This is a genomic window from Paenibacillus harenae (assembly GCF_030812415.1).
Lineage (GTDB): Bacteria > Bacillota > Bacilli > Paenibacillales > Paenibacillaceae > Pristimantibacillus > Pristimantibacillus harenae_A.
In genome coordinates, this window is the sequence record NZ_JAUSST010000001.1 from 346,999 (window position 1) to 364,639 (window position 17,641).

Here is a 17,641-nt window from a genome sequence, read left to right on the forward strand (position 1 = left end):
GTTTAATGCAAAGGCTTAGTCCCGTATGGTGAACGCTGATACTTTCGCCATCCTGTATACGTTAGAACGGCACAGATGATCGTTCCAAGAAACAGCGCCCAGCTGATCGGATTCGTTGTTGCCGTCGGAGCAACGACCGGCATATCCGCCGTCTCGCGTCCTTCATCGAACAATTGCACAAGCTTCGATCGCAGCGCTTCCAGCGACCTGTCAACCCGCTCTCCGTTTGCCCCCGCATACGTAATGCCGTCCAACAGCAGCCCTGTATATTTGGCCCGAATGAGAGCTTCATCAACTGCGGAATTGCCGTATTGCATGGACGCGGCAACTTCAATACGATTCAGATGCTCGTTCAAGCTATCCATGGCTGCGCTCGCCGCAAGCGCCCCGTCCTCCGTCGTCCGCTTCCACGATTGCTGCACCCTCGTCCAATCATGAAGCAATACGCTCTCATATTGAAGCCATAACGCATGCTCAGGCCGCACCAAAGCATCGGTAGACAGCTTAATGCGCGAGGAGGCCATTAGCCAACCCGAACCCGCCTCACCGTTAACGAGCGCCCTCTCAATATGAGCGACGGACTCGTTTATCGCTGCCCAGCCAGCAGGCGTGCCTGCTCCAGTCGCTGGAGCTTTCTTTGCTATATTATTGAACTGCTGCAGCCTTAGAAACCCGGCTTGGCGGTTATTCGTATAAGCTGCTTCATACAATAATGCGGCTGCCTCGTCCAGGCTGGCGAGCATTCCCGCCTTCGAGCCCGTTATCGTCGAATAGCCGCTAGGACCAAATATGGCATTGCCCCATACCGCGCCGGCCGAACCGATCGTCATGACGATACATAAGACGAATGGAATTACAATCCGTATCTTCATGGACATCCCCCCATAGCTTCATTCTATGAGGAGGAGACAAGCGTTAGACCTTCTTTCTGAACCGCCAGACAAGCAGTGCTGCAACGAAGCTGAAGATCGACAACCCGTAAGTAAAGGCGCGCACGGCAGGAATGTCGTCTTCCAGCTCATCGGCCAGCCATGGGAAGACACTATACGAATAATCAATCGTATCGTTAAGCAGCAGCCATCCTGCACCGATAAGCAAAGCGATAAGACCGGCTTTCATATATCGGAAATACAGCAAAGCCTCAACCGCCATCCCAAGATGCGAAGCTATGAGCATATAATGCGTCCATTCAAGCTGATCCCCTTGCCAAGCGCCAGCGACGATCATCGCCACCGCCCAAATGCCATACTTCACGGAGCATACGACGGCAAGCGCTTCTATCATAACTCGTCCACCTGCAACTAGCCGCGATGCGCTCTTCGGCGGGAAGAGTAAATAGAGCAGCGCCAATGTGAAGAACAAGCTGGCCGTTGGACTGTCGGGTACGAACACCAATAACCAGAAGTCGAAGTTTTCGGAAGTGTAGATGAGCTGGCTTTCATACCAGATGTAGCCGTATATCGTTCCGAGCAGGTTGACCCAGAAGAGCAGCCACAGAAAAGGACGATACAGCAAGTTCGAGCTATTCCATACCGATGGATTACCCATGTTCAAATGCTCCTTATTGAAAAATAAATAAGCCCAAGAGCCATTCGTTTCTAGAAAAAAACCTGATCGTTTAACACGATCAGGTTCATTCACTTGCATATACTATTCGGCTGGCGTCTTCTGTTTGGACAACCATGTTGCCAGTTGATCGATTTCTTCCGCCGACAACGATTCTTTGAAAGGCGGCATACCAGTGCCCTTGCCGTTCGTTATAATCTCGGCAAGCTCTTCTTTCGTGTGCTCATCGCCAACGCGAACCAGGCTAGGCGCATTGCCTTGGCCTTTCAGGTCGGCGGCATGACAGCCGATACATTGAGCTTGCTTCGCGATATCCATAGCCGGATCGTTCGCGTCGATGAGGGAAACCTCTTCGGCAGGTTTGGTGTAATTCGGTCTTTCCTCGCCCTTCTCGGCGGCCTCGCGAGCTTTCTCCTCGCGCTCGTGATGCTCCGGAACTTGTCCGTTGATCTCGAGCTGGTGCTGATAGTGATCCCACGATACGACCGTCAAGTAAATACATGCGATCAACGTAAGACCCATAAGCGACGATGCGATCGGACGGCGATAGAAGCGGCGTTCCTTGCCCGTGTCGAGGAAAGGGGCAAGCAGCAATGCGCCGAACATGACGCCCGGTATACCGATCGTACCAAGAACGATATAGTCCTGCGATACATAAGGGTATTTAAGGAATTGATACAGGAACAGGAAGTACCAGTCCGGCATCGGAATAAAGGCCGCGTTCGTCGGGTCCGCAGGGTAACCCAGCGGAGCCGGCTCAGCAATTGTCCATACTAGAAATCCGACCAAAACAACGCAGCCGACCATCCATTCTTTAAGCAGGAAGTTCGGAATAAACGCTTCCGACTTTCCCGGGAAAGAAGTATAGTCCGGCGGTATGTTCGGATGGTTGCTCTTCTTAACACGAGAATCGCCTACGTAGACGACTTTCTCGTTCGATTTATGACCATGCGCCATAATAGAATCCTCCCTTCGCTTAAAGTGGTCCAGAAATACCTTGCTTCCGTATCATCAAGAAGTGGGCTGCAAGCATGGCGATCAATGCGCCAGGCAGGAAGAACACGTGGATAGCGAAGAAGCGTGTCAACGTCTGAGCGCCTACGATGTCGCCGCCGTATAGGAACGATGCGATATACGGCCCGATATACGGAACGGATTCAGCGATCTGAACACCAACTTTAGTTGCGAAGTAAGCTTTGTTATCCCAAGGCAACAGGTAGCCCGTGAAGCCCAAACCCAACATAATGAAGAAAATTAGCATTCCGACTACCCAGTTCATTTCGCGCGGCGCTTTGTAAGAACCGGTAAAGAATACACGCAGGGTATGTAGGAACATCATGACGATAACTAAGCTTGCGCCGAAGTGATGCATGCCTCGGACGATTTGTCCGAATGCAACCTTATGCTGCAAGTAGTCAACGCTGGCATAAGCATTGATAATGTCCGGAACATAATACATCGTAAGGAACATGCCGGACAAAATTTGAATTACAGTGATGAAGAACGTCAAACCGCCAAAGCAGTATACGAAAGCGGAGAAATGATGAGCCGGGTTAACGTGCTCGGGCACCTCGTGGTCCGCAACGTCTCTCCAAAGCGGCGTAATATCTAGACGTTCGTCGATCCAGTTGTACACACTTTTAAACATCTAACATACGCCCTCCTTAACTCATCCGCGAGTTCGGCTTAACCGGACCGAGATAAACAAATCCGTCCTCAAGCTTCACTTCGTATTCATCCAACGGGTTCGGTGCTACGGTAATGTTCTTACCGTCCTTCGTGTAACGCGCGTCATGACAAGGACAATCATATTCGTTTAGACCTTTCGTATTCCAGCCGATCGTGCAGCCCAAATGCTTGCACACTGGCGAAAGCGCAAATATCGTACCGTTGTCATCCTTGGAGATCCAAGCCGCTAGCTCCGGATCGCTCACGTACCATCCATCGACTTGATGGATTTTGAATTTGAATTCTTGCGGTTCATTTGTAATTTTGCTTTCTTCAACAACTTTGACATAAGTGCCTTCGCCCTTCTTCACAAGGAGCGGGTCCACTGCAAAACGGACCATTGGCAATACCGCGCCGCCCATCATAAATGCAGTCGTGCCGCCGAGCGTATATGACAAAAATTGACGCCGGGACATTTCTTTGCGCTGAACCGGTCGATGCGCGGTCTCGTGTTGTTCGTGGTTACTCATCTTCTGTTCTAACCCCCTTTGCCAACCATATCTCGCGTCTTGCCGCACGGCAAAACACATGACGAACTAGGACATAACTTATAATAGCCTAGGTGCTTGGGAGCGTCAAGAATATGGCTTGATATTTGAGCGTCTAACAAAATGCCGTTCATTAATTTGTTATCATTTTGTCACATTTGACCTTGTCTGCCATAAGTTTTCCCCAAAACCCGATTCTATTATACAAAATGCCAATGGCAGCATGATTCCGACTAAGATTGCCATAATAACCGAATTTCATGAGAAACGAACGCCTGCTCAGGGATATTCCCTTTCTCGTCCGGGCGAATCCATAAATCCGCTGCCTCGCAGCCCAGATCAAGCGAAGGATTGGCCGACACAAGTACGACATATTTGAAACCGGAGCGCTTAAGAGCAACGCACATGGCGTTCAAACTTTCCGAGAATGATCCGGACGAGGTCACATAATGGCATGCCGGATAAGTTACCACTCGCCCCTTGAACGGTATTTCGACCAGATCCATTATATCGCGTAGACGCTCCAGCCATTCTGTCGCTTCGTAAGGCTGCTCCGACCCATCCATGCCCGTTACGGGCAGAAGGCATGTGTCCAGGTATGGTCGCAGCTCGTCCCATTGTTCCTTCTCGATTTCGCTAAACTTCATGTCATTCCGCTCCTAACCTCGTTTGAATCCCAAACGTAATCGTATGTATAACGCTTGCTCTATGTTAACCCCAAATGCGCCTATTGCAAAGCGTGTCCGTCAAAAAAAGCTTCCGTTCCGCATACAGCCGGGCATCATGCCCCGTTACGCGTACTAGGAAGCTTCTTATTAATGCGTTTCCAACGACTGCAGAGTCGAGCGACAGTCGCGATTATCGTTTTAATGCATTCAATTGTTTCGCAAGACGGTAAAACGTATCCTCGTCGCCAGCTGCCAGCGCCTTATCGATAGCCTCGTGAATTTGCTTCGTTTGAAACTTCAGTACAGCATCGTCCAACACTAGTTCCGCCGCAAGGCCGAGCATTGCTTCATACGCTACCTTCATTTTGTCCATAGGATACACCTCCAAACCGGCGTTAAGAGATCCTATATTCTATACCTTTCGTCACATAGCTCTCCATCGTCCTTCTCATGCGCTGCAAATCGTCATCTGTTAGTTCCCTTACGACTTTGGCGGGTGATCCGAGTGATAGCGTATAGGATGGTATTTTTTTGTTCTCCGTAACAATCGAACCGGCTCCTACTAAAGCATATTCACCGATGTCTGCGCCGTTAAGTACGATTGCCCCCATTCCAATTAAAGTGCCTTTGCCTATCGTGCAGCCGTGTATGATCGCCCCGTGTCCGACGGACACTTCGTCGTCCAAAACAAGCGGCTGATCCGTATTCACATGACCGATAACGCTGTCCTGGATATTGCAGCTGCTTCCGATTCGGATCGGAGCCAGGTCGCCTCGCAATACGGCGTTGAACCAAACGGTGCTTTGATGGCCTAAGCTCACATCGCCTATTATTTTGGCGCCTTCCGCGATATAGACTTGCTCCTTTACCGACGGCATAATCCCTTTGTAAGGCAACAACATCCTGTTTCATCTCCCATACATTCAAGTAGAGAGATCCTACCAATTCGTTATTTGAAAGTCAAATCGACGAGAAGGCGTTCAAACGACCGGTTCGGCGAGCGATATGCCCGATACGATAGCTCTGCCGGCCTTCGTCATGCGCACAACCGTTCCATGCTCAGGATGCTCGCCCAGCCGCAGCAGCCCAAGATGCACCATCATCATTATAATCCGCTGCTCCAATATCGTATCCGCCCCGTCGTAATAGTACGGCTTGATATACGGAATAAGCACCTGACGGAGCGATTGCACCGTTACCCATTCCTCGGACAAGGCATGGATCCAATGCACCAGGGACAGCAGATTCGGAATGGGACTCTTGTACAGCTTCAGCCAGTAGCGATACATATCCTCCGCTTCGCCTTGAGGAGGCTTTGCCGCGATCCGCTCTTGACCGGAAGTCGTTACCGCCAGCACGGCCTGCTGTTCGCTTATGTACTTAGCGTGATGGCAGAAGTCGTACAAATACGACATGCGGTTCGGGTAATGGTTGAAATGCTTGCCGTAGCCGAATCGCCATTCCCCTTTGCCCGGAAGCTCCTCCCTGATGCCGAAACGTTCAAGCAGCTGGATAGAGAACCGCTTGTACATCGAGCCGTCCGACGTCAATTGAATTTCGTTGTGATACGCATAATGGAGAAACTGCCGGATATCATCCTGCATCAGCATTTGTTCGTCACGGTATACGGGAGGCTCCTCCGTGTACTTCAGCTCGGCGGCGAATTTCCGTCTTAACGTCTCGCGGAATCGCGACTTCAGATCGTTAGGTACCTGAAACAAATAACGATTCGGTCCGCTGAAGCCGTTGAATAGCCAGCCTTGATGCTTGAATTTCGCGATTATGTCGCGAGGGCTAAGCTGCTTAGGCTCCGGTTCGGCCTTCTTCTTGGAACGCTTCGCTTTTGGCGGCGGAGCAGACTCCTCGCGAATGTCTTCGTCGCCAAATCTCGCATGCTGCACGCGGGCTATAAGATCCTCGAGACTGTAGGAGCTTCGCGCTTCGAATAGCAGGGAGTTGAGGAATCGCAAATCCTCCATCTTCATCGTGCCGATCTGCGCTTCAAATACATCGTTTCGACTTACCGTAGAGAGAATGGATTGAATCAACTCGTTTTTGGAGTGTCCGTTGCACTCGCAGCGGTATACGTCTGCAATTCTGCTGAGCTGCTGTATATCAGCGTATCCTAGCATATCCGATAAATTCATCGCTCTCTCCTTTCTGCCTGACGCGGACAACTTGCCTGTCTGAGCCGCGCCTCTTACGTAAGCTTACTGAGTGTGAATTAGCGTCATTTATAACCATTATGGGTTAATCTGCTTCATTTAAAACGTGATGACGGCGTTGTCCGAACAAAAAAAAGAAGCCTCCTCATCGATAGAGATGAAGCGACTTCCTTCTATTCCAGGTCCGGCCCAAGATGTCTCGTGCAATTATGAAGCAGCGGAGTCCAATTGCCGTCCTTATATTCGAGTATGGAATATGATAGATTGCCCAGCCGCTCGTCGCCAAGTCCGGAACATAGCTCCTGAAGCAGCAAGGCAAGGAAACTGCCATGGGAGACGATCAGCACATTGCGATTCCCGTATTGAATACTTAGCTCCTTCAAAGCGCTAAGACCTCTCTCCATCATTTGGGCATCCGTCTCTATGCCGATTGCAGCAGTGTCCCAATCATCGCCCCAACGCGTTACCCGCTCTTCCTTCGTCAACCCTTCGGCTTCACCGAAGCAGCGCTCGCGCAGCCTGCCGTCTCCCGCAGCCAAAGGAATTTCAAGCCTATCGGCAATGATCTTCGCAGTCGTATACGCCCGCTGCAGATCGCTCGACACGACAAGATCCCACATTTTCGTTTCGCCGCGGAGACGCTCCGCCAGAGCATCTGCTTGCTTGATGCCATTCCCGTTCAATGGCGTATCGGTCTGGCCTTGTATTCTGCCAAGCGCGTTCCAATCGGTCTGACCATGCCGTACAAACCCAATAAGCAAGGGATGTTACCTCCCTATCCGCATTTTTCTATTCCCGCGAAGTACTCCGGTAGGAGTTTTTCTCAATTTCTCGTCCGTGACAGCCAGTTCAAAATAAGGAGCGTCATAATGATGCCAAGCAAGGACAACGCGACGTAATATTGCGGAAATGATGGAACGATCTGAAGCACGAACGGATCGCTAATGCTAGCCACGGGCACTTCTGCATAGAAGCCCGCATTAATCTTCATCGTATCGCCGGATGCGTTAGCCGTCTCGATCTGACCCGACAACTCCGCAATCTGGGCTTGCTGCGTCCCTCCGTCTTGATCGAATACAAAAACGAAAAAGGCGCTAGCGAACATGGCCAAGCATGCAGCGACGACAATAGCGATATTGCGGCGGAATGACCGCGTGAAATGATAACTCTTGTGGGCTACAGGCATCAGCCAGGATTGCTCCGCGTAGATGCGCTCCATTACGCCCCGATTTACATGCTCGGACGGTCCAATGAAGTCTTCCTCTTCCGATAATATGCGAATCAGCTCTTCGCTCTCTTCCCAGAGACGGAACTGCTCCGCACATGATTCGCATTCCATCAGATGACGGTTTAATGCTCCGCGCTCAGCATCGTCTTCGGATAACTCCCAATATTGTCCGAAAATAGTTTGGGCATCGATGCACTTCATCTTGTATTCATCCCTTCGAATTCCTCTAAAATCGGCGACTGCCCGAAATAAGGCTCGAGCTGCGTCTTCACGCTGGACCTCGCGCGAAACAGCAGCGATTTCACGGAACTGACCGTTTGACCGAGAATACTCGCGATTTCCTGATAATCGAGCTGCTCGTATTCACGAAGAATAAGCGCAGAGCGCTGCTTCTCCGGCAAATTATTGATCGCCTCGCGCACCATCGCCATCCGCTCATTGCGGAGTACATGCTGCTCCGGCGCGGCATCCAGCGCCGCAATCGGCTCAAAGCCCGACTCGTCGAGCGAGACGCTCGCCGCCTTCTGCTTGCGAAGCTCGCTAAGAACCGTATTGCGTGCGATTGTATATAGCCATGTCGAAAAAGAAGCATCCATTTCCCGAAAGGAATGAAGGCTGCGGTACGCTTTGTAAAAGGATTCGGAACATAAGTCCTCTGCCATCAGCTCGAGCTTGGCGCTCTTCAGCATATGGTAGATGAACGCTAGTATTTTACGTTGATAACGCCGCATTAGCTCGGAGTAGAGCTCGACGTTGCCATCCTTGATCTCGCGTATTAATTGGGAATCAGTCATGACAGGCGAACCTCCTCCACCTGCGGATTATTCCCGGACGATACATAGGTATTGTACCTGCCGGACAATGAAAAGTTGCGGTGTTATCACAAAAAATTCTATGTAATACGAGTATTAGTACAATTCGAGTTCCAAAGCTAAAATCCTGCTTCTTTCGACAAAAGGATAAAATTCCATAAATTATCATTGGCTGCATAAAACAGGGCAAAAAAAATAACCACCTTATAAAAGGTGGTCCGCACATCGTGCGAATGATTTGGATAGGAGTGGAGAGAAACCATACTGTACTTTTATTATATGTATACGCTTCCAGTTTGTCAATAAGCGCTTTCATTTTTATTGAATATTTTTTGTAAGCGTTTTTGCTGAGAAAAAACGTGCACCTTAGAGGTGCACGTCATAACCGCTCGCGGTGAGCTGCTCAATCGCTTGATCCAAATTTTCCTGATCGCGGAACGACAGCCGAAGAATACCCGGCACGTCTTCCCTGCTCTCGATAATATGCATATTGCTTAGATTAATTCGCTTATTGCCAAGCTCGCTGGCGATCTTGCCGATAATGCCCGGCGTATCCGGAACGTCTACGTAACAATCGAATGTCGAATGAATGATGCCTTTGCGACGCTCCGGCATTTTGCCGCGGAATTCCCTTGCCGTACGGAAAGCCTCTTCGATCGAGTCGCCGTCTGATTGTTCCAGCATGTCGGCGAACTTGCTCGTCTCCATGCTCCAATCGCGCAGAAGCTGCAGCAGCACGCCGCGGTTGTTCACTAAGATATCGCGCCATACGACCGGATCGCTCGAGGCAATCCGCGTAATATCGCGGAAGCCTCCTGCGGCAAGCGATTCATATAAGCCATTGCCCTCGTTATAGCTGCGTACTTGATTGACAAGCGCTACGGCGATCATATGCGGCAGATGACTGATCGCCCCTACGATCTCGTCATGTTCGACCGAATCGACGATGACGATATTCGCCTTCGTATGGCTAAGCAGCTCCTTCAGCTTCTCCACGGCGACTGGAGGCGCATCGTCGTCCGGTGTCAGAACGTAATAGGCATTTTCTAGCAAATAGCCTGATGCCGCCTCTACCCCCGAACGTTCCGAGCCCGCCATCGGATGACCGCCAATGAAAACAGCCTCACCGAGGTCAAGCGAGCGTGCGCATGCCGCAACCGACGCCTTCGTGCTCCCTACATCCGTAATGATGCAGCCCGACTTCAAGTTAAATGTGCTCAGTTCAATTAAGTACTCTTCCAGGTTGCCCACCGGAACGCACAGAATAATAAAGTCTGCTTGCTCTGCAGCCTCCCGCTTCGAGGTCGTCGCATAATCGACAACGCCGCGCTGCATGTATTTCTCTACCGAGGATTGCCGGTTGGAATAACCGATCACTTTCATGTCCGGCTTTCCTTTCAGACAGAGAGCGATAGACCCTCCGATCAGACCGACGCCAAAAATCGCAACCGTTGTCATAAATTTATTTTCGCACCGCCGATTCCTGCAATACTTGCTCCAAAGCTGCAATAAACTTCTCGTTCTGCTCCTGCGTCCCTACCGAAATACGGACATAAGTCGGATAATTGGCCCAGCGAGGTCTCGAGATAATGCCTTTGCGAAGCAGCGCGTCGAACACTTCTTGCGACGGACGCTTCGAGTCGAACATGACGAAGTTGCCGTATGCCGGGAAATAAGGCAGCCCGAGACGCTCCAGTTCGCCCGTCATGTAGGCAATGCCGCGATTATTCTGCTCTCTGCAGTAAGCGACATGCTCTTGGTCGCCAAGCGCTGCCTTAGCCGCAGCTTGAGCCATGCGCGACGTATTGAACGGTTCTCTTACTTGATTAATGAAGCCGATCGTTTCGGGCTGTCCCACGCCATAGCCGATTCGAAGCGATGATAGGCCGTATATTTTCGAAAACGTGCGAAGTACGATCAGGTTCGGATACTCATGCAGCAGCTTCATGCCGTCCGGGAATGCCGGATCGTCGACAAACTCGCAATAGGCTTCGTCCAGCACGACAAGCACGTGGCTAGGCACTTGCTTCAGGAATGCCGTCAGCTCGTCATTCGTAACGATCGTTCCCGTCGGGTTGTTCGGATTGCATACCCACAACAGCTTCGTACGGCTTGTCACCTTCGCGAGCATCGCATTCAGATCATGCTTGCCATCCTTAAGCGGCACTTCCACGATATTCGCGCTCTCGATCTCGACATTATGTTTATATTGGGAGAAGGTTTCGTTAGCCATGATGGTTTCGTCGCCCGGAACGATGAACGCTCTGGCAAGCATGAGTATGACATCGCTGGAGCCCGTCCCGAATATGATCTGATTCGGCCTCACGCCGAGATGGCCGGCAAGCGCCTCGGCCAGCTCCACGCTTGCGCCGTCGGGATAAATGCTAACTTGATCCAACTCCGCGATCGCCGCCGCTTTCGCTTTCGGAGAAGCTCCGAACGGATTTTCATTCGAAGCCAGCTTAATAACCTCTTGTAGACCGAGCTCTCTCTTCACGTCTTCGATCGGCTTGCCGGGTTGATAAACGGGAAGATGAAGAATATTGCTTTTTGGCTGCATGCGCCGTTCACCTCTTTGGATATGGACTATAGTCTATTTGCTGTCATCCATTGTCTCATATCTTTGAAAGGTTTAAAAGAGTTTTAAACAAGGGAAGAGACAAAGCCTTATATTTCATTAAAGAGCCTCCTGCATCATCTGCAGAAGGCTCCGGGATATCAATATAGTTCTAACCTCTAAGCTGCGACACGAAGTCACCGATCTTGCGCAGTCCTTCTTCACGCCTCGCTGCATCCGCAAGGAGCGGCAGCGCATTTTCTATCGTCCGCACGATAGCGCTGCCCACGACGACGCCGTCAACTTGCTTCTCGAAGCGCTCGACCTGCTCGCGGCTGGAGATGCCGAAGCCAACGGCGATCGGCAAGTCCGTCGCCTCTCGAACAGTGGCAAGGAAGTCGTCGATGCCGCTATGGAAGTCGGCTCGCACGCCCGTTACGCCAAGCGAGGATACGCAATAGACGAATCCTCTCGCCTTGCGGGAGATACGAACGACGCGATCTTTGGACGTTGGCGCAACTAGCGGAATGAGATGCACGTCAGCCGCTTCCGCGAGCGCGCGCACTTCCTCGTCTTCCTCGATCGGCAGATCGGGAATAATAAGCCCGCTGATGCCTTTGCTCCGAACGAGCTCGAAGAAGCGGTCTAGTCCGTATTGAAGCACTGGATTGAAATAAGTAAACAGGATGAAAGGCAGCTTCACGCCTGCTTCTCTTGCTTGCTCGGCAACGTGAATGCAATCCACCAGCGTAATGCGGTTCCGCAGCGCACGCTCGGAGGCGCGCTGAATGACAGGACCGTCAGCGAGCGGATCGGAATACGGAACGCCAAGCTCAATCATATCCGCTCCAGCATCCTCAAGCGTCTTCAACATCGTTACCGAGGTCGCCAGATCAGGATCGCCTATCGTCAAGAAAGGGATAAGCGCCGTACGCCCTTCGCTCTTCAGCTTCGCAAATACGTTATCAATGAGATTCATTCGGCGTACCTCCCAAGTAACCCATAATCGCTTCTACGTCTTTGTCCCCGCGCCCGGAGAGGCTTACGACAATCACTTTGTCTTTGTCAAGCGTCGGAGCAAGCTTCATCGTCTGAGCAATCGCATGCGAGGACTCAAGTGCCGGAATAATGCCCTCCGTACGCGACAGCAATTGAAGCGCCTCAAGCGCTTCGGCGTCCGTGATCGGCACATACTCCGCACGTCCGGAATCTTTCAAGTAGGCGTGCTCGGGTCCGATGCCTGGATAGTCAAGTCCAGCCGAGATGGAATGGGCCGGCTGCACTTGTCCATGCTCGTCCTGCAGCACGTAGCTTAGCGACCCCTGGAATACGCCATGGCGGCCCTTCGTCATCGTTGCCGCATGCTCCTCGGTCTCCACGCCGCGTCCTGCCGCTTCAACGCCCAGCAGCTTCACGCTCTCATCGCCAATGAACGGATAGAAAATACCCATCGCATTGCTTCCTCCGCCGACAGCGGCAACGACGTAATCCGGCAATCTGCCTTCATCCATCACGATCTGCTCGCGCGCTTCGTCGCCGATAATCCGTTGGAAATCGCGTACCATCATCGGGTACGGATGAGGCCCGGTTACCGAACCGAGTATATAGTACGTATCGTCTACATGGCTTACCCAGTAGCGAAGCGTCTCGTTGCAAGCATCCTTGAGCGTACGCGTACCTGAGAGTACGGGAACAACTTCGGAGCCGAGAAGCTGCATGCGGAATACGTTAAGCTGCTGGCGCTTCATATCCTCTTCGCCCATAAACACTTTGCATTCCAGTCCGAGCAATGCGGCTACGGTCGCCGACGCGACGCCATGCTGTCCCGCTCCGGTCTCGGCAATGATCTTCGACTTGCCCATCCGCTTCGCAAGCAGTCCTTGTCCGATCGTGTTGTTGATTTTATGCGCGCCCGTATGGTTAAGATCTTCGCGCTTCAAATAAATTTTCGCCCCGCCAAGATGCTCGCTTAGTCGCTCCGCGTAGTACAGCGATGTCGGTCTACCCGAATATTTGTGCAGAAGATACCGAACCTCTTCTTGGAATTGCGCATCCTTCGAATAATGCAAGTAAGCTTCTTCTAGCTCCAGCAACGCGTTCATAAGCGTCTCCGGAACGAAGCGGCCGCCGAATTTGCCGAAGCGGCCGTTCTCGTCTGGTACGTGTATCATGCTTCCATCACCTTTCTAACGAATAATCGGATTTTCTGAATATCCTTACGTCCCTCTGTCTCGACTCCGCTCGATACATCTATTCCATCCGGAGCGTAAACGTTCAGCAGCTCTTGCACATTATCCGCATGAAGCCCTCCGGCAACATACAGCGGCAGTTTAATTGAACGGGCGGCAACAAGGTACTCCTTGATCGTCTCCCAATCGAACGTATGTCCTGTCCCGCCGCCGGCAGAATCGATTAGTATGGCGTCAACGCCCCCTTTAAAGGGGGTTATGCGCAGCACGGCCGATTGCGGCTCCGCGGCTTCCGTATGTTCGGCAGGTTTCATGCCAAGCGCCTTCCATACTTGCACTTGAAAACGATCCTTGACCATTTGGCAAAATCCGGGCGACTCGTTACCATGCAGCTGCACGATATCGAGCGGCGCCACTGCGAGTATGTCTTCAAGCTCCTCTAGCGTAGGATCGACGAACACGCCTGCCGCATTCGGCCGATTGCCGCCTCTTGCCGCTAAACGGTTCGCCGCCTCGATCAACGTTGCAGCCGTCTCCGGCGTCACCTGCCGCTTGCTCTTCGCGAAGACGAAGCCGATCTCGTTGATCGGCAATCCGTCCATCGCTTCAATCGTTTCGATGTCCTTAAGGCCGCAAATCTTAATGCGGGGCGCCGCTTGCTGCGTCATCGGGCAGTCACCGCTCCCATCAGATCCCGGACCGAACCGGCAACATCGTCATGGCGCATGAAATGCTCGCCTATCAATACGCCATGTGCTCCAACGGACTGCAAATAATCCAGATCCGCTCTGCCCGCGATACCGCTCTCGCTAATGACCGTTACGTCTTTCGGCATCATGCCGATAAGCTCTTCCGTCGTGCGGAGATCGGTAACGAAGGATTTCAGGTCGCGATTGTTGATGCCGATCAGCTTCGCTTTATCCAGCTCCAGCACAAGCTCCAGCTCTTCGCGGTTATGCACCTCAACGAGAACATCAAGGCCAATCGACTTCGCGATATCATGGAGCTCTCCGAGCTTCTCCTTTGTCAGAATGGCTGCAATCAGCAATATGGCGTCAGCTCCGATAACGCGAGCCTCGTATACTTGACGAAAGTCGATTGTAAAATCTTTGCGCAGCAAAGGCAATCCGACAACCGAGCGGACAGCGCTTAAATATTCATTTGCACCTTGGAAGTAATCGCGATCGGTCAATACCGAAATGCAATCCGCTCCTGCCGATTCATAAGCTTGAGCAAGCTCGGTCGGATTAAAGTCCGGGCGAATAAGACCTTTCGAAGGAGATGCCTTCTTCACTTCGGCGATAAGCCCCATTGAACGGTTGCGCACGCCGGCAGTCAATGCCAGCTCGAAACCTTTGCAGCTTGGAAGCGCAGCAATCTGCTTCTCATAGTCGTTCAGTGAAAACTGCGCGGAGAGCGCATCGACCTCCGCTTTTTTCGTTGCTACTATTTTATCAAGAAACATGAGCCAGCTCTCCCGTCGTTTGAATTAACTGTTCGAGCTTGCGCTCTGCTTTGCCCGAATCGATCACGTCTGCCGCAATGGCCGCGCCTTCGCGCAGCGATTCGGCAAGTCCTCCCACGTAGATGCATGCTCCTGCGTTCGCGAGCACGATATCGCGGTATGCCCCGCGCTCCTCGCCGGCGAATATGGAACGGATAAGGGCCGCGTTGACGGCAGGCTCTCCGCCCATCACGCTCTCGATCGGCCAGCGCTTCAGTCCGATGTCATCCGGCGTTAGATCGAACGTACGAACGACGCCATCCTTCAATTCCGATATTTGCGTCGGTGCGGAGATGCTGATCTCGTCCAGACCGTCATGGCTGCTTACGACTAGCGCGCGCTTCAAACCTAGATCCCTCATCACTTCGGCTACCGTCGATGTACGCGAGCGGTCATAGAGGCCGAGCAGCTGGCGATCTGCGCCAGCCGGATTCGTTAGCGGACCCAGCATATTGAAGATGGTCCGAATGCCAAGCTCGCGGCGAGGCGCTGCCGCATGACGAAGCGATGGATGATAGAGCTGCGCGAACATAAAGCAAATGCCGATCTGCTCCAAACAAGCGGCTGCTTGCTCAGGCGAAAGCGTAATTTGAACGCCTAGCGCTTCAAGCACATCGGCGCTTCCAGTCTTGCCCGACATCGCGCGGTTGCCATGCTTCGCAACTCGAATGCCCGATGCCGCGGCTATTATCGAGGAAGCTGTTGAGATATTGAATTTATGAATGCCGGAACCGCCCGTACCGCAAGTGTCGAGAAGTCCTTCTTGCTCGGTGCGAACATGGCTCGAAAGCGAACGCATCACCTCGGCGAAGCCCGTGATCTCGTCCCTCGTCTCGCCCTTTATTCGCATTGCCGTGGCGACGCCTGCGATCTGGGCCGGCGTCGCTTCCCCGTTCATAATGATGCTCATGACGGATCTCGCTTGCTCGCGAGTTAGATCGTTTCCCTCAATCAATGAACGCAGCGCTTGCTGCATCGTATATATCTCCGTTTGCCGCGTCATTACCGAGTCAACTCCTCTCTCGCTTTCACGTCGTAATCGGTATTTACCGATCGATACGGGTCGTCTTTGCCGGTCGGCTTCGCGAATATCGCTTCCGCTGCGCGAATTGCCTTCAGCATTGCCTTCGCTTTGTTGACCGTCTCCATATATTCGCTCTCGGGCACAGAATCCCATACGATTCCCGCTCCAGCCTGAACGTACGCTTTGCCGTGCTTGAATATAATCGTCCGAATCGTAATGCAAGTATCCATCGTTCCGCCGAAGCCCAAGTATCCGATCGCTCCCGCATAAGCGCCGCGCGCTTCGTTCTCCAGCTCCGCGATGATTTCCATCGCCCTTAGCTTCGGTGCGCCCGATACGGTTCCCGCCGGCAAACAAGAAACGAAGGCATCGAAGAAGTCTTTGTCCTTATGCAGCTTTCCGGATACGTTCGAGACGATGTGCATCACATGCGAGTAGCGCTCGATTTCCATGAATGAATCGCATTTGACCGTTCCGAACTCCGATACGCGCCCGATGTCGTTGCGTCCAAGGTCGACAAGCATCAGATGCTCGGCCCTTTCTTTCTCGTCGGCCAGCAATTCAAGCTCAAGCGCCTTATCCTCTTCCGGCGTCTTGCCGCGCGGCCTTGTTCCCGCAATAGGTCTCGTCTCTACTTTGTCGCCATTGACTTTCACAAGCGCTTCCGGCGATGTGCCAACGATGACTTCCTCGCCCATTTTCAAGTAGTACATATACGGCGAAGGGTTCATCGTCCGCAACACGCGGTATACATGAAGCGGATCGATGTCCGTTTCAATGCTGAAGCGCTGCGAGAGGACCACTTGGAAAATATCGCCCGCTCGAATGTACTCTTTCGCATGTTCGATATTAGCGATGAATTGCTCCTTCGTCACATTGGACTGAATATCGCCGAGCTCATGGTCGGTGGAGATCGATTGGCCTGTCGTGACCGGTATCGCTGCCGGCTTCTTCAGTCGCTCGATCGTCGCTTCGATCTTGGCAACCGCAGCCGCATAAGCGATCGCAATATCCTCATCCGTAGAGCCTTCCTTCACATGCACGTTGCCGATCACTTGAAGCTGCTGCTTGAAATGGTCGAATGCAATGACTTGATCGCAGAACATGAATTGCATGTCGTTCATTTGCAAGTCATCGATACGGTGAGCAGGCAGCTTCTCGTAATATTGAAGCAGATCGTAACCGAAAAATCCGATCGCTCCCCCCGTGAAAGGAGGCAGCTCTGCAATAGCCGGACTGCGGAAGGAACGAAGCCGCGATTTGAGAAGCTCGATCGGCTTATCGCGCAGCGTCTGCTTCTGTCCGTTATGCTCAAGCACCATCTCCCCGTTTTTACCGTAAAGCATCATGAACGGATCGGTGCCGATAAACGAATGGCGCGCCCACTTCACGCCGCCCTCAACGCTTTCCAGCAGAAACGCATACTCTTCCTTGGCGAAATGTTGGAACAGCCGGATCGGCGTTTCCGTGTCGGCCATCATATAGCGCACAATCGGGATCAGGTTGTATTGGCTGGCGAGACGGGTCACTTGCTGCAGCTCGTTAGACATTGGGAACGACCTCCATTTGGGATGAGTTGTGTGAAGTGCTGAATAAATAAAAAAGCTCCTGCCGCAGCAGGAGCGTTGAATGTAGATGATAGCGAAAGTGTGCAGACGAAAGAGCAACTACAACTATAGGAAAATACAGCTCCGCTATGACGCAGCAGCCCC

The 17,641-nt window shown here is 52.2% G+C and carries 20 protein-coding genes; all 20 read right to left on the reverse strand.

What is annotated here, in order from left to right:
- Window positions 1-2: 2 nt before the first annotated feature.
- The 20 genes from J2T14_RS01535 to trpE all read right to left on the reverse strand — a co-directional run bounded on the left by J2T14_RS01535 (window position 3) and on the right by trpE (window position 17,479).
- Window positions 3-872, reverse strand: coding sequence for a sporulation protein YpjB (locus J2T14_RS01535; protein ID WP_307467123.1), 870 nt, complete (start codon window positions 870-872; stop codon window positions 3-5).
- A 43-nt stretch (window positions 873-915) separates the two neighbouring features.
- Window positions 916-1,548 carry a DUF1405 domain-containing protein gene (locus tag J2T14_RS01540; protein WP_307467126.1) on the reverse strand — a complete coding sequence of 211 codons (633 nt, stop codon included), beginning with the start codon at window positions 1,546-1,548 and terminating at the stop codon, window positions 916-918.
- A gap of 102 nt (window positions 1,549-1,650) precedes the next feature.
- Window positions 1,651-2,523 (reverse strand): menaquinol-cytochrome c reductase cytochrome b/c subunit, encoded by an 873-nt coding sequence (locus J2T14_RS01545; protein ID WP_307201558.1) that lies wholly within the window; start codon window positions 2,521-2,523, stop codon window positions 1,651-1,653.
- Between the two features lie 19 nt (window positions 2,524-2,542).
- Window positions 2,543-3,214: a menaquinol-cytochrome c reductase cytochrome b subunit gene (qcrB, locus tag J2T14_RS01550; protein WP_307201559.1), complete on the reverse strand. Its 672-nt coding sequence runs from the start codon at window positions 3,212-3,214 to the stop codon at window positions 2,543-2,545.
- A gap of 16 nt (window positions 3,215-3,230) precedes the next feature.
- Window positions 3,231-3,764, reverse strand: a complete 534-nt coding sequence (locus J2T14_RS01555; protein WP_307201560.1) for a ubiquinol-cytochrome c reductase iron-sulfur subunit — start codon at window positions 3,762-3,764, stop codon at window positions 3,231-3,233.
- A gap of 251 nt (window positions 3,765-4,015) precedes the next feature.
- Window positions 4,016-4,429, reverse strand: coding sequence for a DUF2487 family protein (locus J2T14_RS01560; protein ID WP_307467128.1), 414 nt, complete (start codon window positions 4,427-4,429; stop codon window positions 4,016-4,018).
- A gap of 211 nt (window positions 4,430-4,640) precedes the next feature.
- Window positions 4,641-4,823: an IDEAL domain-containing protein gene (locus J2T14_RS01565; protein ID WP_307467129.1), complete on the reverse strand. Its 183-nt coding sequence runs from the start codon at window positions 4,821-4,823 to the stop codon at window positions 4,641-4,643.
- A gap of 22 nt (window positions 4,824-4,845) precedes the next feature.
- Entirely contained in the window at window positions 4,846-5,352 is a 507-nt protein-coding gene (locus tag J2T14_RS01570) for a gamma carbonic anhydrase family protein (RefSeq protein WP_307467131.1), read from the reverse strand.
- 78 nt (window positions 5,353-5,430) lie between these two features.
- Window positions 5,431-6,597 carry a hypothetical protein gene (locus J2T14_RS01575; protein WP_307467133.1) on the reverse strand — a complete coding sequence of 389 codons (1,167 nt, stop codon included), beginning with the start codon at window positions 6,595-6,597 and terminating at the stop codon, window positions 5,431-5,433.
- 191 nt (window positions 6,598-6,788) lie between these two features.
- Entirely contained in the window at window positions 6,789-7,376 is a 588-nt protein-coding gene (locus tag J2T14_RS01580; protein WP_307467135.1) for a histidine phosphatase family protein, read from the reverse strand.
- Window positions 7,377-7,438: 62 nt separating this feature from the next.
- Window positions 7,439-8,044: a hypothetical protein gene (locus tag J2T14_RS01585; protein ID WP_307201567.1), complete on the reverse strand. Its 606-nt coding sequence runs from the start codon at window positions 8,042-8,044 to the stop codon at window positions 7,439-7,441.
- Window positions 8,041-8,637 carry an RNA polymerase sigma factor gene (locus J2T14_RS01590; protein ID WP_307467137.1) on the reverse strand — a complete coding sequence of 199 codons (597 nt, stop codon included), beginning with the start codon at window positions 8,635-8,637 and terminating at the stop codon, window positions 8,041-8,043. Before J2T14_RS01590 ends, J2T14_RS01585 begins: the two co-directional genes overlap by 4 nt.
- 384 nt (window positions 8,638-9,021) lie before the next feature.
- A complete protein-coding gene (locus J2T14_RS01595) occupies window positions 9,022-10,113 on the reverse strand; it encodes a prephenate dehydrogenase (protein WP_307467139.1) in 1,092 nt (363 codons plus the stop codon).
- Window positions 10,114-10,117: 4 nt separating this feature from the next.
- Entirely contained in the window at window positions 10,118-11,215 is a 1,098-nt protein-coding gene (gene hisC / locus J2T14_RS01600) for a histidinol-phosphate transaminase (RefSeq protein ID WP_307467143.1), read from the reverse strand.
- Between the two features lie 169 nt (window positions 11,216-11,384).
- Window positions 11,385-12,191, reverse strand: a complete 807-nt coding sequence (gene trpA / locus J2T14_RS01605) for a tryptophan synthase subunit alpha (RefSeq protein WP_307467146.1) — start codon at window positions 12,189-12,191, stop codon at window positions 11,385-11,387.
- Entirely contained in the window at window positions 12,178-13,383 is a 1,206-nt protein-coding gene (gene trpB / locus J2T14_RS01610; protein WP_307467149.1) for a tryptophan synthase subunit beta, read from the reverse strand. The genes trpA and trpB overlap by 14 nt, the downstream gene beginning before the upstream one ends.
- Window positions 13,380-14,069 (reverse strand): phosphoribosylanthranilate isomerase, encoded by a 690-nt coding sequence (locus J2T14_RS01615; protein ID WP_307467152.1) that lies wholly within the window; start codon window positions 14,067-14,069, stop codon window positions 13,380-13,382. The genes trpB and J2T14_RS01615 overlap by 4 nt, the downstream gene beginning before the upstream one ends.
- The gene (trpC, locus tag J2T14_RS01620) at window positions 14,066-14,866 is read right to left on the reverse strand and encodes an indole-3-glycerol phosphate synthase TrpC (RefSeq protein WP_307467155.1); all 801 of its coding nucleotides are present in this window, start codon (window positions 14,864-14,866) and stop codon (window positions 14,066-14,068) included. The genes J2T14_RS01615 and trpC overlap by 4 nt, the downstream gene beginning before the upstream one ends.
- Window positions 14,856-15,908 (reverse strand): anthranilate phosphoribosyltransferase, encoded by a 1,053-nt coding sequence (gene trpD, locus J2T14_RS01625; RefSeq protein ID WP_307467157.1) that lies wholly within the window; start codon window positions 15,906-15,908, stop codon window positions 14,856-14,858. The genes trpC and trpD overlap by 11 nt, the downstream gene beginning before the upstream one ends.
- Window positions 15,908-17,479: an anthranilate synthase component I gene (gene trpE / locus J2T14_RS01630; RefSeq protein ID WP_307467160.1), complete on the reverse strand. Its 1,572-nt coding sequence runs from the start codon at window positions 17,477-17,479 to the stop codon at window positions 15,908-15,910. Before trpE ends, trpD begins: the two co-directional genes overlap by 1 nt.
- Window positions 17,480-17,641 lie beyond the last annotated feature (162 nt).

Bases quoted from the DNA above. Each gene is read 5' to 3' on its own strand.
- J2T14_RS01585 (WP_307201567.1), bottom strand. From the start codon at position 8,044: ATGAAGTGCATCGATGCCCAAACTATTTTCGGACAATATTGGGAGTTA.
- trpC (WP_307467155.1), bottom strand. From the start codon at position 14,866: ATGTTTCTTGATAAAATAGTAGCAACGAAAAAAGCGGAGGTCGATGCG.
- J2T14_RS01540 (WP_307467126.1), bottom strand. From the start codon at position 1,548: ATGGGTAATCCATCGGTATGGAATAGCTCGAACTTGCTGTATCGTCCT.
- J2T14_RS01575 (WP_307467133.1), bottom strand. From the start codon at position 6,597: ATGAATTTATCGGATATGCTAGGATACGCTGATATACAGCAGCTCAGC.
- J2T14_RS01590 (WP_307467137.1), bottom strand. From the start codon at position 8,637: ATGACTGATTCCCAATTAATACGCGAGATCAAGGATGGCAACGTCGAG.
- J2T14_RS01560 (WP_307467128.1), bottom strand. From the start codon at position 4,429: ATGAAGTTTAGCGAAATCGAGAAGGAACAATGGGACGAGCTGCGACCA.
- trpB (WP_307467149.1), bottom strand. From the start codon at position 13,383: ATGATACACGTACCAGACGAGAACGGCCGCTTCGGCAAATTCGGCGGC.
- J2T14_RS01565 (WP_307467129.1), bottom strand. From the start codon at position 4,823: ATGGACAAAATGAAGGTAGCGTATGAAGCAATGCTCGGCCTTGCGGCG.
- J2T14_RS01555 (WP_307201560.1), bottom strand. From the start codon at position 3,764: ATGAGTAACCACGAACAACACGAGACCGCGCATCGACCGGTTCAGCGC.
- J2T14_RS01615 (WP_307467152.1), bottom strand. From the start codon at position 14,069: ATGACGCAGCAAGCGGCGCCCCGCATTAAGATTTGCGGCCTTAAGGAC.
- J2T14_RS01535 (WP_307467123.1), bottom strand. From the start codon at position 872: ATGAAGATACGGATTGTAATTCCATTCGTCTTATGTATCGTCATGACG.
- J2T14_RS01570 (WP_307467131.1), bottom strand. From the start codon at position 5,352: ATGTTGTTGCCTTACAAAGGGATTATGCCGTCGGTAAAGGAGCAAGTC.
- trpA (WP_307467146.1), bottom strand. From the start codon at position 12,191: ATGAATCTCATTGATAACGTATTTGCGAAGCTGAAGAGCGAAGGGCGT.
- J2T14_RS01595 (WP_307467139.1), bottom strand. From the start codon at position 10,113: ATGACAACGGTTGCGATTTTTGGCGTCGGTCTGATCGGAGGGTCTATC.
- qcrB (WP_307201559.1), bottom strand. From the start codon at position 3,214: ATGTTTAAAAGTGTGTACAACTGGATCGACGAACGTCTAGATATTACG.
- trpD (WP_307467157.1), bottom strand. From the start codon at position 15,908: ATGACGCGGCAAACGGAGATATATACGATGCAGCAAGCGCTGCGTTCA.
- trpE (WP_307467160.1), bottom strand. From the start codon at position 17,479: ATGTCTAACGAGCTGCAGCAAGTGACCCGTCTCGCCAGCCAATACAAC.
- hisC (WP_307467143.1), bottom strand. From the start codon at position 11,215: ATGCAGCCAAAAAGCAATATTCTTCATCTTCCCGTTTATCAACCCGGC.
- J2T14_RS01545 (WP_307201558.1), bottom strand. From the start codon at position 2,523: ATGGCGCATGGTCATAAATCGAACGAGAAAGTCGTCTACGTAGGCGAT.